Origin of the sequence: Streptomyces sp. NPDC059003 (assembly GCF_042740445.1) — a bacterium.
GTDB lineage: Bacteria > Actinomycetota > Actinomycetes > Streptomycetales > Streptomycetaceae > Streptomyces.
In genome coordinates this window covers 1-14,677 of the sequence record NZ_JBHYJH010000200.1, presented here as the reverse complement: position 1 = coordinate 14,677, position 14,677 = coordinate 1, and the positions used below count along the sequence as shown (strand labels likewise).

Here is a 14,677-nt window from a genome sequence, read left to right as displayed (position 1 = left end):
GCCGCTACCGCGGCGGTTTGTTTCCCACCCGCCCGCCCGTTTCCGGTCGGACGGCGGGGGACGCCCCTCGCGGGGGCTGGCCGCCGTCGGCGGCTGCGGGCCGGGGTGCCCCCGGGCAGCAGGTACTGGGTGGGCGGGTGGGAGGAAGCCGCCGCGGTAGCGGCGGGACGTGGGCACACGCCCCGCCGGGACGGCGGAGGGCACCCCCCGCCCAGGGGGACACTGGTCTGGTCCGTCCCCCTGCCCGGCCGGAGGGCCCCGTGCGTCGTCGTCTCATCAACTCCACCCTCGCCGTAGTCCTAGTGGTGATCGCCGTCTTCGGCGTCTCGCTGGTGATCGTCGAGACCCGCACGATCAGCAACAGCGCCCAGGAGCGCGTGGAGTCCGAGGCGGTGCGCCTGGCGAGCATCGTGGACAGCCGCCTGATCAGCGACGAGCACGTCAACGGCGGCACGCTGCGCAAGTGGGTGGACGCCGACCGGTACGCCCGCATCGAGATCCCGGGCCGCGCCCCCGTCGAGGTCGGCAAGCGCCCGTCGGGCGACGTCATCCGGGCCACGGAGGACGGCGAGGAGGGCGAGAAGGTCACGGTCGAGGAGCCGCGCACGGCGGTCACGCAGGAGGTCGGCCGCACCCTCCTGATCATCGGCGGCGTCGCGCTCCTCGCGATCATCGCCGCCGTCCTGCTCGCCGTACGCCAGGCGAACCGCCTCACGTCCCCCCTCACCGACCTCGCGGAGACCGCCGAGCGCCTGGGCTCGGGCGACCCCCGGCCGCGCCACCGCCGCTACGGCGTGCCGGAGCTGGACCGCGTCGCCGACGTCCTCGACGCCAGCGCGGAGCGCATCGCCCGCATGCTGACCGCCGAGCGCCGCCTCGCGGCCGACGCCTCGCACCAGCTGCGCACGCCGCTCACGGCCCTCTCGATGCGGCTCGAAGAGATCACCGTCACCGACGACCTGGACACGGTGAAGGAGGAGGCGACGGTCGCGCTCGCGCAGGTGGAGCGGCTCACGGACGTCGTGGAGCGGCTGCTCACGAACTCCCGGGACCCCCGCACCGGCTCCGCCGTCGCCTTCGACCTGGACGAGGTCATCAAGCAGCAGCTGGAGGAGTGGCGCCCGGCCTACCGCAGCGCGGGCCGCGCGATCGTCAGCTCGGGCAAGCGCCATCTGAAGGCGGTGGGCACGCCGGGCGCGGTCGCGCAGGTCCTCGCGGCGCTGATCGAGAACTCCCTGATGCACGGCGGCGGCACGGTCGCCCTGCGCACCCGCGTCACCGGCAACCAGGCGGTCGTGGAGGTCACGGACAGCGGCCCCGGCGTCCCCGGCGACCTCGGCGCGCGGATCTTCGAGCGCGCGATCAGCGGCCGCAATTCGACAGGGATCGGCCTCGCGGTGGCCCGGGATCTGGCCGAAGCGGACGGGGGCCGCCTGGAGATGCTGCAGGGGAAGCCGCCGGTGTTCGGCCTCTTCCTGTCGCGCACGCCCCCGCACCGGGAGGGCCGTGACGACCGGGACGACGAGCAGGCGAGCGGCGAAACGGTCCGCTGACTCCGGGGCGGCGCCCAGGTCAGCGGCTGTCCCGCGCCCCCGAGGGCGCGGGCCGCTCCGTGCTGTCCTCCAGGAACGATTCCGCGTGGGCGACGGCCTCGCGGGCCGGCAGGGCGCGGAAGACCCAGGTGCGGTAGGACCAGAAGCGGAACAGCGTGGCGATGGCCATGCCGAGGAACTTGAAGACGTTCGCCTGGAGCTTGCTGTCCCAGTCGAAGCCGTACGTGGCGACGTACAGGACGCCGTTCTCGATGACCGCGCCGACGACGCTGAACAGCAGGAAGAGCGTCAGCTCCTTCGTGCGGCCGCTCTTGTCCCGGTCACGGTAGGTGAAGTACCGGAACCCCAGGTAGTTGCAGCAGATCGCGACCGTCGTGGCGATGAGGCTGGCGCGCACCACCTGGAGGTCGGTGACGTGCCGCAGCAGGTTGAACACGGCAAAGTTGATCAGCGTGCCCACCGCGCCCACGGCCCCGAACTTGGCCACTTCGCGCGCGAGCTGATCCAGTCGCACCCTCAGTGCGCCACGGTCCGTCATGCTTGGTCGCCCCAGCCCCCGTGTCGGTGTCATTGCGTCGGTGTCATTGCGTCGGCGTCATTGCGTCTGTGTCAGCGATGACAGCGCTGTCTGCGCCGGCACCCTGTCGATGGCTACGGGAATCCACCCGGTCCTGGTGTGCGGTTTCCCCGTTCGCGTCAACCCAGCCATGCTAACCAGCGGCCCCGGTCCGCGCTCGGGGGCGCCTGAACTCTGTGGCACCGCTGTGACGCCGGAGCACGTCATCGGGCCGTTCCCGGATGGCCGATACCCTGTGGGTGTGACGTTCCCGGTAGTCGGCATGGTCGGCGGGGGGCAGCTCGCTCGTATGACACACGAGGCGGGCATCCCGCTCGGCATCAGGTTCAAGCTCCTCAGTGACACTCCGCAGGATTCCGCGGCGCAGGTCGTCAGCGACGTCGTCATCGGCGACTATCGCGACCTGGACACGCTGCGTGACTTCGCGCGGGGCTGCGACGTGATCACCTTCGATCACGAACACGTACCCACCGAGCATCTACGGGCCCTGGAGGCGGACGGCATCCCCGTGCGCCCGGGGCCCGACGCGTTGGTGCACGCCCAGGACAAGGGCGTGATGCGCGCGAAGCTGGACGCGCTCGGGGTGCCCTGCCCGCGCCACCGGATCGTCGACGATCCGGCGGACGTGGCCGCCTTCGCGGCGGAGGGCGACGGATTCCCCGTGGTCCTCAAGACCGTGCGCGGCGGGTACGACGGCAAGGGCGTCTGGGTCGTCCGCTCCGCCGCCGAGGCCGCCGAGCCGTTCAAGGCGGGCGTCCCGGTCCTCGCGGAGGAGAAGGTCGCCTTCGTGCGCGAGCTCGCGGCGAACGTCGTCCGCTCGCCGCACGGCCAGGCCGTGGCGTACCCGGTCGTGGAGTCCCGGCAGGTCGACGGCGTCTGCGACACCGTGATCGCGCCCGCGCCCGGCCTGTCCGACGAGCTCGCGGGCCACGCCCAGGAGCTGGCCCTGCGCGTGGCGCAGGAGCTCGGCGTCGTCGGCCATCTCGCCGTGGAGCTGTTCGAGACCGCCGACGGCCGCGTCCTGGTCAACGAACTCGCGATGCGACCGCACAATTCCGGCCACTGGAGTCAGGACGGCGCGGTGACCTCCCAGTTCGCCAACCACGTCCGCGCGGTCCTCGACCTGCCCCTCGGCGACCCGCGCCCGCGCGCGCGGTGGACCGTGATGGCCAACGTCCTGGGCGGCGACTACCCCGACATGTACTCCGCGTACCTGCACTGCATGGCGCGCGACCCGCAGCTGAAGATCCACATGTACGGCAAGGACGTGAAGCCCGGCCGCAAGGTCGGCCACGTCAACACCTACGGCGACGACCTTGACGACGTCCTCGAACGCGCGCGTCACGCTGCCGGATACCTCAGAGGAACGATCACAGAATGACCTCACCTGTTGTCGGCATCGTCATGGGTTCGGACTCCGACTGGCCCGTCATGGAGGCCGCCGCGAAGGCCCTCGACGAGTTCGAGATCGCGTACGAGGTGGATGTGGTGTCGGCGCACCGCATGCCGCGCGAGATGGTCGCGTACGGCGAACAGGCCGCGGACCGGGGCCTGAAGGCGATCGTCGCGGGTGCCGGGGGAGCGGCCCATCTGCCGGGCATGCTCGCCTCCGTGACGCCGCTGCCCGTCATCGGCGTGCCCGTGCCGCTGAAGTACCTGGACGGCATGGACTCCCTGCTCTCCATCGTGCAGATGCCCGCGGGCGTGCCCGTGGCGACGGTGTCGGTGGGCGGCGCGCGCAACGCGGGCCTGCTCGCCGCCCGGATCCTCGCCGCGCACGACCCCGAACTCCTCGCCCGCATGCGGGAGTTCCAGCAGGAGCTGAACGAGCAGGCCACGGAGAAGGGCAAGCGCCTTCGGGCCAAGGTGGAGGGCGCGGGTTCCGGATTCGGCTTCGGCTCGGGAAAGTGAGCGCATGACCAAGCTGCCCGAACCCCTGGCCACCGCCCGTACCCTGCTCGCCGAGTTCCCCGTCGTGGACGGTCACAACGACCTGCCGTGGGCGCTGCGCGAGAAGGCCGGGTACGACCTCGACTTCCTGGACATCGCCGACGACCAGGCGGGCCGCCTGCACACCGACATCGCCCGGCTGCGGTCGGGCGGCGTCGGCGCGCAGTTCTGGTCGGTGTACGTGCGCACGGACATGGCGGGCGACACCGCGGTCAGCGCGACCCTCGAACAGATCGACTGCGTGCGGCAGTTGCTCGCGCGCTACCCGACCGACCTGAGCCGCGCCCTGACCGCCGCCGACATGGAGGCGGCCCGCGGCGAGGGCCGGATCGCGTCCCTGATGGGCGCCGAGGGCGGCCACTCGATCAACAACTCCCTCGCCACGCTGCGGGCGTTGTACGCGCTTGGCGTGCGCTACATGACGCTGACCCACAACGACAACATCGCCTGGGCGGACTCGGCGACGGACGACCCGGGAGTGGGCGGCCTGTCGCCGTTCGGCCACGAGGTGGTCCGCGAGATGAACCGCCTGGGCATGCTGGTGGACCTCTCGCACGTGGCGGCGACGACGATGCGGGCGGCCCTGGACACGTCCGAGGCGCCCGTGATCTTCTCGCACTCCTCGTCCCGCGCGGTGTGCGACCACCCGCGCAACATCCCGGACGACGTCCTGGAGCGGCTGCCCGCGAACGGCGGCGTCGCGATGGCCACGTTCGTACCGAAGTTCGTGCTCCAGGCGGCGGTCGACTGGACGCTCGCCGCCGACGAGAACATGCGGGCGCACGGCTTCCACCACCTGGACACCACGCCCGAGGCGATGAAGGTCCACCGGGCCTTCGAGGAGCGCAGCCCGCGCCCGGTCGCCACGGCCGCGACGGTCGCCGACCACCTCGACCACATGCGCGAGGTCGCGGGCGTCGACCACATCGGCATCGGCGGCGACTACGACGGCACGGCGTTCACGCCGTCCGGCCTCGACGACGTCTCCTGCTACCCGAACCTGATCGCGGAGCTCCTCGACCGCGGCTGGTCCCGCGCCGACCTCGCCAAGCTGACCTGGCAGAACGCGGTCCGTGTGCTCGGCGCGGCGGAGGACGTGGCGCGGAAGGCGCAGGGCGAGCGCGGTCCGTCGATCGCGACGCTGGAGCAGCTGGACGGGGACGGCCGCTGACGCGACGTCAACAGGCATGAGGGGCGCGGCCGTCGGGCCGCGCCCCTTCTTCGTACGCGTTCCTCACCTGCGACTATTGAAACGTACAGTCCAAATGGGCTACCGTCCTCACCGGTAATAGACCGACCGATCCAAAACTGTGGTGGGGAGACCGTCATGACCGAGGCAGTGACGCACGTGTGGACGGACGAGGAGCTGGCCCGCTCCCTGGACGGCGACTTCACCAGCGCGCACGCCGACGTGAACGGCGTCCGGCTGCACTACGTCACCGGCGGCAGCGGCGACCCGCTCGTCCTCATCGGCGGCTGGCCGCAGACCTGGTGGGAGTACCACAAGGTCATGCCGGCGCTCGCGCGCGACTTCCGCGTGATCGCGGTGGACCTGCGCGGCCAGGGCGGCTCGGACAAGCCGGAGTCCGGCTATGACAAGAAGACGATGGCCCGGGACGTGTACGAACTCGTCCGCCACCTCGGCCACGACAGCGCGTACGTCGTCGGGCACGACATCGGCGCGATGGTCGCGTACGCCTTTGCCGCCAACCACCCGGAGGCCACGCGCAAGCTGGCGCTCCTGGACGTGGCGCACCCCGACGAGAGCCTCAAGCAGCTCACCCTGCTCCCGGCCGTGGACGCCGGGACCGACTGGGAGACGGCCCCCGGCATGTACCGCTGGTGGTTCGCGTTCAACCAGGTCAAGGGCCTGCCGGAGCAGCTGCTCGACGGCCGTGTCGGCATCCTCAACGACTGGCTGTTCGGCTACATGCTGCAGGACGAGGCCTCGATCGACGAGCACTCCCGCGAGGTGTACGTCCAGGCCTACGCCACGCCGGACGCGATCCGCGCGGGCAACGCCTGGTACCAGACGTTCCTCCAGGACATCGCCGACTTCGCGACGTACGAGCGCGTGGCCATGCCCGTCCTCGGGCTCGCGGGCCGCGGCAAGTACGAGCTCCTGAGCGCCGTCCTGCCCCGCCACGCCACAGACGTCCGCGTCGAGCAGATCACGGACAGCGGCCACTACCTCCCCGAGGAACAGCCGGAGCAGGTGACGGACCACCTGACCGACTTCCTCGCCAACTAGCTCAGCACCTTGTGAAGGGAACCGCGATGACGCAGCAGAAGCAGACCGCCAAGGGCCTGTCGGACAAGGAGCTGGCCCGCTCCCTGGACGGCGACTTCACCAGCGCGCACGCCCGCGTGAACGGCACCCGGCTGCACTACGTCGAGGGCGGCAGCGGCGAGCCGCTCGTCCTGCTCGGCGGCTGGCCGCAGACCTGGTGGCAGTTCAACAAGATCATGCCGGCGCTCGCGCGCGACTTCCGTGTCATAGCGGTGGACCTGCGCGGCCAGGGCGGCTCGGACAAGCCGGAGTCCGGCTACGACAAGAAGACCATGGCCGCGGACATCCACGCGCTCCTGCGCCACCTCGGCCACGACAGCGCGCACGTCGCCGGGCACGACATCGGCGCGATGGTCGCGTACTCCCTCGCCGCCAACCACCCCGAGGCCGTGCGCAAGCTGGCGCTCCTGGACGTGCCCCACCCCGACGAGAGCCTTAAGCAGCTCACCCTGCTCCCCGCGGTGGACGCCGGGACCGACTGGGAGACCGCGCCCGGCGTCTACCTGTGGTGGTTCGCGTTCAACCAGGTCAAGGGCCTGCCGGAGCGACTGCTCGACGGGCGCATGGGCACCCTCAACAACTGGCTGTTCGGCTATCTGCTCCAGGATCAGTCCTCCATCGACGAGCACTCCCGCGAGGTGTACGCTGAGGCCTACGCCACGCCGGACGCGATCCGCGCGGGCAACGCCTGGTACCAGACGTTCCTCCAGGACATCGCCGACTTCACGACGTACGAGCGCGTGACCGCACCCCTGCTCGGGCTCGCGGGCGACCGCAACCACGCGTACCTCAGCGCGGTCCTGCCCGGCCACGGCACGGATGTCCGCGTCGAGCGGATCACGGAGAGCGGGCACTACCTCCCGGAGGAGCAGCCGGAGCAGGTGACGGACCACCTGAGGAAGTTCTTCGCCTGAACACGACGAACAGCCCCCGGCGCGATGCCGGGGGCTGTTCGTCGTGCGTGCGGCAGGACCGCTTACGACCGGAGGACCTACGGCAGGTTCCGCGACATCACGATGCGCTGGACCTGGTTCGTGCCCTCGTAGATCTGCGTGATCTTGGCGTCGCGCATCATCCGCTCCACCGGGTAGTCACGGGTGTAGCCGTACCCGCCGAGGAGCTGGACGGCGTCCGTGGTGACCTCCATGGCGACGTCCGACGCGAAGCACTTGGCGGCGGCGCCCTGGAAGGTCAGGTCGCTGTCGCCGCGCTCGGACTTGGCGGCCGCCGCGTACGTCAGCTGGCGCGCGGCCTCGATCTTCATGGCCATGTCGGCGAGCATGAACTGCACGCCCTGGAAGGCGCCGATCGGCTTGCCGAACTGCTTGCGCTCCTGGACGTAGCCCTTGGCGTAGTCGAGGGCGCCCTGGGCGATGCCGAGGGCCTGGGCCGCGATGGTGATGCGGGTGTGGTCCAGGGTCTTCATCGCCGTGGCGAAGCCCGTGCCCTCCGCGCCGATCATGCGGTCGGCGGGGATGCGGACGTTGTCCAGGTAGACCTCGCGGGTCGGCGAGCCCTTGATGCCGAGCTTCTTCTCCGGGGCGCCGAAGGAGACGCCCTCGTCGGACTTCTCGACGACGAAGGCCGAGATGCCCTTGGAGCGCTTCTCGGGGTCGGTGACGGCCATGACCGTGTAGTACTCGGAGACGCCGGCGTTGGTGATCCAGCGCTTCACGCCGTTCAGGACGTAGAAGTCGCCGTCGCGCACCGCGCGGGTCTTCATGCCGCCCGCGTCCGAGCCCGCGTCCGGCTCGGAGAGGCAGTACGAGAACATCGCGTCGCCCTTGGCGAGCGGCGCCATGTACTTCTTCTTCAGCTCCTCGGAGCCGGAGAGGATCACGGGGAGCGAGCCCAGCTTGTTCACGGCCGGGATGAGGGAGGAGGAGGCGCAGACGCGGGCCACCTCCTCGATCACGATGACCGTGGCGAGCGCGTCGGCACCCGCGCCGCCGTAGCTCTCCGGCACGTGCACCGCGTGCAGGTCGGAGGAGACCAGGGCGTCGAGGGCCTCCTGCGGGAAGCGGGCCTCCTCGTCCACCGCGGCGGCGAACGGCGCGATCTTCGCCTCGGCGAGCGAACGGATCGCGTCCCGGAGCATGTCGTGCTCCTCAGACGGGCGGTACAGGTCGAAATCAGCCGATCCGGCCAAGGTCTCTCACGCTCCCAGGACGCTAATTACCGTTAAGTAACCCAAATTTTAGTGGCGGGGCCCACGCGAGGGATACGTGAGCTTGACGACAGCTGGACGACAGGGGGAAACGTGCCCCGTGAACGGCTCTGATACGCCCGACTATGCTCGGGCACCGCACTGACGCGCGCACCCTTGGAGCACACCCATGGCCTTGAAGATCACCGTGATCGGCACCGGCTACCTCGGCGCCACGCACGCGGCGGCCATGGCCGAGCTCGGCTTCGAGGTCCTCGGCCTCGACGTCGTGCCCGAGAAGATCGAGATGCTGCAGCGCGGCGAGGTCCCGATGTACGAGCCGGGCCTGGAGGACCTGCTCCGCCGCCATGTCGCGGGCATCGAGGGCGCCACCGGGCGGCTGCGCTTCACCCAGGACTGGGCCGAGGCGGGCGCGTTCGGCGATGTGCACTTCGTGTGCGTGAACACTCCGCAGAAGCACGGCGAGTACGCCTGCGACATGAGTTACGTGGACGCGGCGATGGAGTCCCTCGCCGCGCACCTCACCCGGCCCGCCCTCGTCGTCGGCAAGTCCACCGTGCCCGTCGGCAGCGCCGAGCGCATCGCGGCCCGGCTCGCCGAGCTCGCGCCCGCGGGCGAGGACGTCGAGCTCGCCTGGAACCCCGAGTTCCTGCGCGAGGGCTTCGCCGTCAAGGACACGCTGCACCCCGACCGCATCGTCGTCGGCGTCCGCAGCGAGCGCGCGGAGAAGCTGCTCCGCGAGGTGTACGCGACGCCGGTCGCCGAGGGCTCGCCCTTCGTCGTCACCGACTTCCCGACCGCCGAGCTCGTGAAGACCTCCGCGAACTCCTTCCTCGCCACGAAGATCTCCTTCATCAACGCCATGGCCGAGGTGTGCGAGGCCGCGGGCGGCGACGTGGTGAAGCTGGCGGAGGCCCTCGGGTACGACGACCGCATCGGGCAGAAGTTCCTGCGTGCCGGGATCGGGTTCGGCGGCGGGTGCCTGCCCAAGGACATCCGCGCGTTCATGGCGCGGGCCGGCGAGCTGGGCGTCGACCAGGCCCTCACCTTCCTGCGCGAGGTCGACTCCATCAACATGCGGCGCCGCGGCCACATGGTCGAGCTGGCCCGCGAGGCGGTCGGCGGCGGCTCCTTCCTCGGCAAGCGGGTCGCCGTCCTCGGCGCCGCGTTCAAGCCGGACTCCGACGACGTGCGGGACTCGCCCGCGCTCAACGTGGCCGGGCAGATCCACCTCCAGGGCGGCCAGGTCACCGTCTACGACCCCAAGGGCATGGACAACGCCCGCCGCCTCTTCCCCACGCTCGGGTACGCCCCCACGGCCGAGGACGCCGTCCGCGGCGCCGACGTGGTCCTGCACCTCACGGAATGGCAGGAGTTCCGCGAGCTCGACCCCGAGGTTCTCGGGGCCGTGGTCGGCCGCCCGGTCATCCTGGACGGCCGCAACGCACTCGACCCGGAGCGGTGGCGTGCCGCCGGCTGGACGTACCGGGCCATGGGCAGGCCGTCGGCCTAGGACCGGCCAGTACCTGCCGTCAGGGGGCACCCCCTGACCCGCAGCCGCCGACGGCGGTGAACCCCCACGGGGGGCGCCCACCCCGCGTCAGGGTGGAAACGGGCGGGCGGGTGGGAGAGAAAACTAAAGCGAGCGCCGGGCCCTCCGGGCCCGGTACGCCCGCATTTTGGCGCGCGCGCCGCACGCCCCCATGTCGCACCACCGCCCCCGCCCCCCGGGACTCCGGTCGAAGTACGCCCAGTGACAGGTCACGGACTCGCACCCCTTGAGCCGCCCCCACGTCCCGTGGGCCACGGCCTCCGCGATCGCCGCCGCCACCCGTGAGGCCAGCGGCCCGGGATCCGCAGGGGCGAGCGCGGCCGAGCCGTCGACGGAGTCGACCCGTACCAACAGGGGCGCGTCGGCGAGGAGTTCGCCGAGGGGACGTACCTCCGCGTGCGGAGGGAGCCCGGCGTGGGCGAGGCAGACGGCCCGCAGGGACTCGCGCAGCTCCTTGGCGGCGGCGAGCTCCGCCGCCCCCGCACCGGTGAGCCCCACCGCCGCGCGCCCGGTTTCGGTGTCGAGCGCGTCGGTACCCGCCCTGATGTCCAGCGAGTTCACGAGGGCCTGGATCAGCGCGAGGCCGCCGGGCGCGGGCGCTCTGTCGTTCATGGTTGCGACGTTACCTCTACTGCGTCACCATGGGGTAACTGTTACCGGAAGAACGCATCTGCCAGTAACCACCTGGAGGAGAGCCATGTCCGCTCCCATCGCCGAACTGCGCAGCGTCGTCCTCGACTGTCCCGACCCCCACGCCCTCGCCGCGTTCTACGCCGAGATCATCGGCGGCACGATCCACGACGAGGACGGCGACGGCCACTGGGTCGACCTCCGGGCCGCGGGCCGCGTGCACGTGTCCTTCCAGCGCGCCGAGGACCTGCGGCCCCCCGAGTGGCCCCGCTCCGACGCCAACTCCCAGCAGCTCCACCTGGACCTGGACGCGGGCCGCACCTGGGAGGAGCTCGAGGCCGTCCAGGAGCGCGTCCTGGCCCTCGGCGCCCGCCCGCTCGACCTGGACGACGACGGCGGCAAGCGGGACTTCCGGGTGTACGCCGATCCGGCGGGGCACCCGTTCTGCCTGTGCCGCATTCCTTGAGGGAAGGCCAGCCGGATCCCGTAGGGGCCCCGGCCGGAAGCGTCAGCCGTCGAGGCGGCCGATCGTCGCCGTCGACGGCTCCCGCCGCTCCCGCGCCGCCCGGGCCGTGAAGTCCGCGCCGCGCAGCACCCGTTGGACGTTGCCCCAGGTGAGCGCCGCGACCTCGGACTCGGCCCAGCCGCGGTCGAGGAGCTCGGCGATGAGCCGCGGCCAGCGCGAGGTGTCACTGAGCTCGTCGGGATGCGCGGCCCCGGTGTCGTACGTCCCGGAGAGCCCGACGCACTCCGGACCCGCCACCCGGAGCACATGCTCCACGTGGTCGGCCACGTCCCGCACCGTGGGCCCCGTCAGACCGGCCGCGAGCGGCACCAGGCACAGGCCCTTCGCGGCGCCCACCGCGGTGAGCAGCTCGTCGTCGAGGTTGGCCGGATGGTCGAGCAGCGCGCGGGCCCCGGAGCGGGTGAACAGGACCGGCGCCTTGGACACGGCGAGCACCCGGCGCGCGGTCGGCGCGGGCGCGCCGGACAGATCGGCGAGCACGCCGAGCCGGTTCATCTCGCGCACCACCTCCTCGCCGAAGGCGCTCAGGCCGTCCTCGCCCGCCCACGACGTGCCGCTGAGGGTCAGCGCACTCAGGCCGAGCGCGTGCAGCGAGCGCAGCGCGCCGAGCGAGTCGCCGATGGCGCGGGCGCCCGCGGGGCCGACGACGGTGGCGACGCGCCCGCGGTTGCGGGCGTCGGCGGCCTCGGAGGCGTCGCGGGCCACGAGCAGGCCGTCCGTGTGCGCGGCGACGACGTGCTTGACCAGGTCGAGCTGTTCGAGCGTCGTGCTCACGACGCGGTCGTCGGCGGTGTCGTCCGGCACGTGGAGGGACCAGAACTGCGCGCCGACCCCGCCCGCGCGCATGCGCGGCACATCGGTCTCCAGACAGCTGTCGCGCAACTCCAGGTCGCACCAGGGAAGTTCGCGCAGCGCCCCGGGCAGGCCGCTGTAGCCGTCGGCGACGGGGTGCACGGCGAGCAGGGCGCGGGCCCGGTCGAGCGTGTCGTCGGGGGCCGCCGCGGGCTCGGGCCCCTGCCCGGTCCTGGGCTCGGGACTTCGCGCGGCGTCCATGGGGGCGGGGGCCGCGGGCGCGTCGAGCTCGCCGGCCTCTGCGGTGGCGTTCAGTTCGTCCTGCAGGTCCGCCATGGCAGCTCCACGGGTCGGCGGTGGCACCTGTCGGTGGTCGTCGCACCACCGTGCCACGGGGACGGCGGGGCTTCGCGGCGGGCGGGGCGTTCGGGGTACGCGAAGGGCCCCGCCGTCGGAACGGCGGGGCCCTGGCGGCGTACGAGGCCGCGTACGAGGCCGCGTACGGCGAACCGTGTCAGTTGCTCGACACCGTCACCTTCTCGTCGTTGTTGAGCTGCTCGACGAGCTGCTTGACCTTCGCCTTGTCCCAGACGACGTTGCCGCCCGCGAAGCCCGACATCGGCATGTTCATCGACTTGCCGTCGCCGCCCGTGATGCCCTTCATCGCCCAGAACATCGACGCCACGTCCATCAGGCCCATGTCCTTGTCGACGATCAGGGTGTCCAGGCCCGCGCCCATCGTCGGGTACAGCTTGAACGGGTTGATGATCGTGCCCGGGGTCGCCGCCTGGTTGGCGAGGGCCGCGAGGAACTTCTGCTGGTTCTTGGTGCGGTCCAGGTCGCTGCCGGGCAGCGCGTACCGGGTGCGGACGAAGGCCAGGGCCTCCTCGCCGTTCAGCTTCTGCTTGCCCGCCTCGAAGTCGGCGCCGGACTTCTTGTCCTTGAAGCCCTTGGGGATGTTCATCTCCACGCCGCCGACCGCGTCCACGATCTTCGCGAAGCCGCCGAAGCCGATCTCCGCGTAGTGGTCGATGCGCAGGCCGGTGTTGGCCTCGACGGTGCGGACGAGCAGCTCGGGGCCGTCCTCGGCGTACGCGGCGTTCAGCTTGGTCTGGCGGCCGGTGGCCGGGTAGAGCTTGCCGGACTCGGCGCCCTTGAAGGAGGGGATCGTGACGTTCGAGTCGCGCGGCAGCGAGATCATCGTGTTCCCGCCGTCGTCCGCGACGTGCAGGATCATCATCGAGTCCGTGCGCTTGCCCTCGGCGGAGCCGGTGTGGAGCTTCTTCTTCTCCTCGTCGGACATCCCCGCGCGGCTGTCGGAGCCCACGATCAGATAGTTCGTGCCCTTGCCGCCCGCGGGCCGCTCGATGACCTTCGACAGGTCGACCTCGCGCTTGAGCTTGGAGTCCGCCCAGAAGTAGGTGCTGACCGAGACCACGATGAGCAGCGCCAGGAACGTGACCAGGCCCCACGTGATCCGCTTCTTCCAGTTCACCGGGGGCTTCGGCGGGCGCGGCGGGGCGGCGGGACCGCCCTGGCCGGGGCCGCCGGTGCCGCGGCCCGACGGCGTGCCGTAGACCTGGCCGGTGTTGTAGCCGCTGTCATACCCCTCCGAGCCAGGGGCGCCGGGGCCACCGGGAGCGCCGGGGTCGGCGTGCCGGCCCTGCTGCCCGGCCTGTCCGGGCTGCCCCCGCTGGTCGCGGTACAGGTCGTCATAGACGTTGTCGTCGTACGACGGCTGCCGCGGCACCGGATTCGCCTGGCCCGGTCGCTGGACATGGCGCATCACGCGGGCGCCCTCGGGCTGTGCGCTGCCGCTGCCGTACCCGTGGCGGTCACCGTTGCTGTCGGTCCGCGCGTCTGGCCAATCGCTCATGTGGCTTAGTGTGCAGTGCCGCACACCGTGCCTTACAGGGAGGGCGTGGTTTCGGGTCACGGCTGTTGCAGAGCTGTGGCAATGCGCCCGTAACCGGCACGCGGCCCCCGCCGACATAGGGTGGAGGGCATGACAGATCAGGCCACCGGTTCGACAGATCAGGCCACCGGATCGGAGTCGGAGATTCCCGGCAAGGCGATCTCGGCGTCCCGCACCACGCTCAGCCACATCATGACCCACGCCGACACCAACCTCCTCGGCACGGTGCACGGCGGTGTGATCATGAAGCTTGTGGACGACGCGGCGGGCGCCGTCGCGGGGCGCCACTCCGGCGGTCCCGCGGTGACCGCGTCGATGGACGAGATGGCCTTCCTCTCACCGGTGCGCGTCGGTGACCTGGTGCATGTGAAGGCGCAGGTCAACTGGACGGGGCGCACCTCCATGGAGGTGGGCGTGCGGGTGCTCGCCGAGCGCTGGAACGAGTCGACGCCCGCGCAGCAGGTGGGGTCGGCGTATCTGGTCTTCGCCGCGGTCGACTCCGACGGCAAGCCGCGGCTGGTGCCGCCGGTCCTGCCCGAGACCGACCGCGACCGGCGCCGCTACCAGGAGGCGCAGATCCGCCGCACCCACCGCCTCGCGCGCCGCCGCGCCATCAAGGAACTGCGGGAGGCACGGGCGGCGGAGGGCTACGAGGACTGACGGCCCTCACGGGGGTTCCCCAATCCCGCCCCTTCCCGAACTGGGGGCTCCGCCCCCAGACCCCC

14 protein-coding genes are annotated in these 14,677 nt (G+C 71.5%); 9 read left to right on the top strand and 5 right to left on the bottom strand.

From position 1 onward, the window contains the following. Nucleotides 1-260 precede the first annotated feature (260 nt). Nucleotides 261-1,553 (top strand): ATP-binding protein, encoded by a 1,293-nt coding sequence (locus tag ACFWZ5_RS39600; protein WP_384801882.1) that lies wholly within the window; start codon nt 261-263, stop codon nt 1,551-1,553. 19 nt (nt 1,554-1,572) lie between these two features. Here ACFWZ5_RS39600 and ACFWZ5_RS39595 read toward each other — a convergent pair whose 3' ends face one another. Further along, nucleotides 1,573-2,091: a GtrA family protein gene (locus ACFWZ5_RS39595; RefSeq protein WP_384801885.1), complete on the bottom strand. Its 519-nt coding sequence runs from the start codon at nt 2,089-2,091 to the stop codon at nt 1,573-1,575. A 109-nt stretch (nt 2,092-2,200) separates the two neighbouring features. Here ACFWZ5_RS39595 and ACFWZ5_RS39590 point away from each other — a divergent pair, with 109 nt between their 5' ends. The 5 genes from ACFWZ5_RS39590 to ACFWZ5_RS39570 all read left to right on the top strand — a co-directional run bounded on the left by ACFWZ5_RS39590 (nt 2,201) and on the right by ACFWZ5_RS39570 (nt 7,284). Continuing rightward, complete coding sequence (locus ACFWZ5_RS39590) at nt 2,201-3,511, top strand: 5-(carboxyamino)imidazole ribonucleotide synthase (RefSeq protein ID WP_384801888.1); 1,311 nt, start codon at nt 2,201-2,203, stop codon at nt 3,509-3,511. Then, nucleotides 3,508-4,041 (top strand): 5-(carboxyamino)imidazole ribonucleotide mutase, encoded by a 534-nt coding sequence (gene purE, locus ACFWZ5_RS39585; protein ID WP_384801891.1) that lies wholly within the window; start codon nt 3,508-3,510, stop codon nt 4,039-4,041. Before ACFWZ5_RS39590 ends, purE begins: the two co-directional genes overlap by 4 nt. 4 nt (nt 4,042-4,045) lie before the next feature. Beyond that, nucleotides 4,046-5,251, top strand: a complete 1,206-nt coding sequence (locus ACFWZ5_RS39580; RefSeq protein ID WP_384801894.1) for a dipeptidase — start codon at nt 4,046-4,048, stop codon at nt 5,249-5,251. A gap of 156 nt (nt 5,252-5,407) precedes the next feature. Next, a complete protein-coding gene (locus tag ACFWZ5_RS39575) occupies nt 5,408-6,331 on the top strand; it encodes an alpha/beta fold hydrolase (protein WP_384801897.1) in 924 nt (307 codons plus the stop codon). 26 nt (nt 6,332-6,357) lie between these two features. Then, complete coding sequence (locus tag ACFWZ5_RS39570; RefSeq protein ID WP_384801900.1) at nt 6,358-7,284, top strand: alpha/beta fold hydrolase; 927 nt, start codon at nt 6,358-6,360, stop codon at nt 7,282-7,284. Nucleotides 7,285-7,361: 77 nt separating this feature from the next. Here ACFWZ5_RS39570 and ACFWZ5_RS39565 read toward each other — a convergent pair whose 3' ends face one another. Then, nucleotides 7,362-8,519, bottom strand: a complete 1,158-nt coding sequence (locus tag ACFWZ5_RS39565; RefSeq protein ID WP_384801903.1) for an acyl-CoA dehydrogenase family protein — start codon at nt 8,517-8,519, stop codon at nt 7,362-7,364. Between the two features lie 187 nt (nt 8,520-8,706). On the opposite strand from ACFWZ5_RS39565, the gene ACFWZ5_RS39560 reads away from it, so the two are divergent. Next, complete coding sequence (locus ACFWZ5_RS39560; protein ID WP_384801906.1) at nt 8,707-10,050, top strand: UDP-glucose dehydrogenase family protein; 1,344 nt, start codon at nt 8,707-8,709, stop codon at nt 10,048-10,050. A gap of 123 nt (nt 10,051-10,173) precedes the next feature. On the opposite strand, the gene ACFWZ5_RS39555 is transcribed toward ACFWZ5_RS39560, so the two are convergent. Continuing rightward, nucleotides 10,174-10,701 (bottom strand): CGNR zinc finger domain-containing protein, encoded by a 528-nt coding sequence (locus tag ACFWZ5_RS39555; RefSeq protein WP_384801909.1) that lies wholly within the window; start codon nt 10,699-10,701, stop codon nt 10,174-10,176. Between the two features lie 85 nt (nt 10,702-10,786). Here ACFWZ5_RS39555 and ACFWZ5_RS39550 point away from each other — a divergent pair, with 85 nt between their 5' ends. Then, nucleotides 10,787-11,185, top strand: coding sequence for a VOC family protein (locus ACFWZ5_RS39550; RefSeq protein WP_384801912.1), 399 nt, complete (start codon nt 10,787-10,789; stop codon nt 11,183-11,185). A 42-nt stretch (nt 11,186-11,227) separates the two neighbouring features. Here ACFWZ5_RS39550 and ACFWZ5_RS39545 read toward each other — a convergent pair whose 3' ends face one another. Both ACFWZ5_RS39545 and ACFWZ5_RS39540 read right to left on the bottom strand, forming a co-directional pair. Beyond that, nucleotides 11,228-12,373, bottom strand: coding sequence for a dipeptidase (locus tag ACFWZ5_RS39545; protein ID WP_384801915.1), 1,146 nt, complete (start codon nt 12,371-12,373; stop codon nt 11,228-11,230). A gap of 178 nt (nt 12,374-12,551) precedes the next feature. Beyond that, complete coding sequence (locus ACFWZ5_RS39540; protein WP_384801918.1) at nt 12,552-13,913, bottom strand: LCP family protein; 1,362 nt, start codon at nt 13,911-13,913, stop codon at nt 12,552-12,554. 129 nt (nt 13,914-14,042) lie between these two features. Between ACFWZ5_RS39540 and ACFWZ5_RS39535 the strand changes: the two genes are divergently transcribed. After that, nucleotides 14,043-14,612 carry an acyl-CoA thioesterase gene (locus ACFWZ5_RS39535; protein WP_384801921.1) on the top strand — a complete coding sequence of 190 codons (570 nt, stop codon included), beginning with the start codon at nt 14,043-14,045 and terminating at the stop codon, nt 14,610-14,612. Nucleotides 14,613-14,677 lie beyond the last annotated feature (65 nt).

Coding starts and splice junctions, on each gene's coding strand:
- ACFWZ5_RS39595 (WP_384801885.1), bottom strand. CDS start 2,091: ATGACGGACCGTGGCGCACTGAGGGTGCGACTGGATCAGCTCGCGCGC.
- ACFWZ5_RS39590 (WP_384801888.1), top strand. CDS start 2,201: ATGGCTACGGGAATCCACCCGGTCCTGGTGTGCGGTTTCCCCGTTCGC.
- purE (WP_384801891.1), top strand. CDS start 3,508: ATGACCTCACCTGTTGTCGGCATCGTCATGGGTTCGGACTCCGACTGG.
- ACFWZ5_RS39580 (WP_384801894.1), top strand. CDS start 4,046: ATGACCAAGCTGCCCGAACCCCTGGCCACCGCCCGTACCCTGCTCGCC.
- ACFWZ5_RS39575 (WP_384801897.1), top strand. CDS start 5,408: ATGACCGAGGCAGTGACGCACGTGTGGACGGACGAGGAGCTGGCCCGC.
- ACFWZ5_RS39570 (WP_384801900.1), top strand. CDS start 6,358: ATGACGCAGCAGAAGCAGACCGCCAAGGGCCTGTCGGACAAGGAGCTG.
- ACFWZ5_RS39560 (WP_384801906.1), top strand. CDS start 8,707: ATGGCCTTGAAGATCACCGTGATCGGCACCGGCTACCTCGGCGCCACG.
- ACFWZ5_RS39555 (WP_384801909.1), bottom strand. CDS start 10,701: ATGAACGACAGAGCGCCCGCGCCCGGCGGCCTCGCGCTGATCCAGGCC.
- ACFWZ5_RS39550 (WP_384801912.1), top strand. CDS start 10,787: ATGTCCGCTCCCATCGCCGAACTGCGCAGCGTCGTCCTCGACTGTCCC.
- ACFWZ5_RS39545 (WP_384801915.1), bottom strand. CDS start 12,373: ATGGCGGACCTGCAGGACGAACTGAACGCCACCGCAGAGGCCGGCGAG.
- ACFWZ5_RS39540 (WP_384801918.1), bottom strand. CDS start 13,913: ATGAGCGATTGGCCAGACGCGCGGACCGACAGCAACGGTGACCGCCAC.
- ACFWZ5_RS39535 (WP_384801921.1), top strand. CDS start 14,043: ATGACAGATCAGGCCACCGGTTCGACAGATCAGGCCACCGGATCGGAG.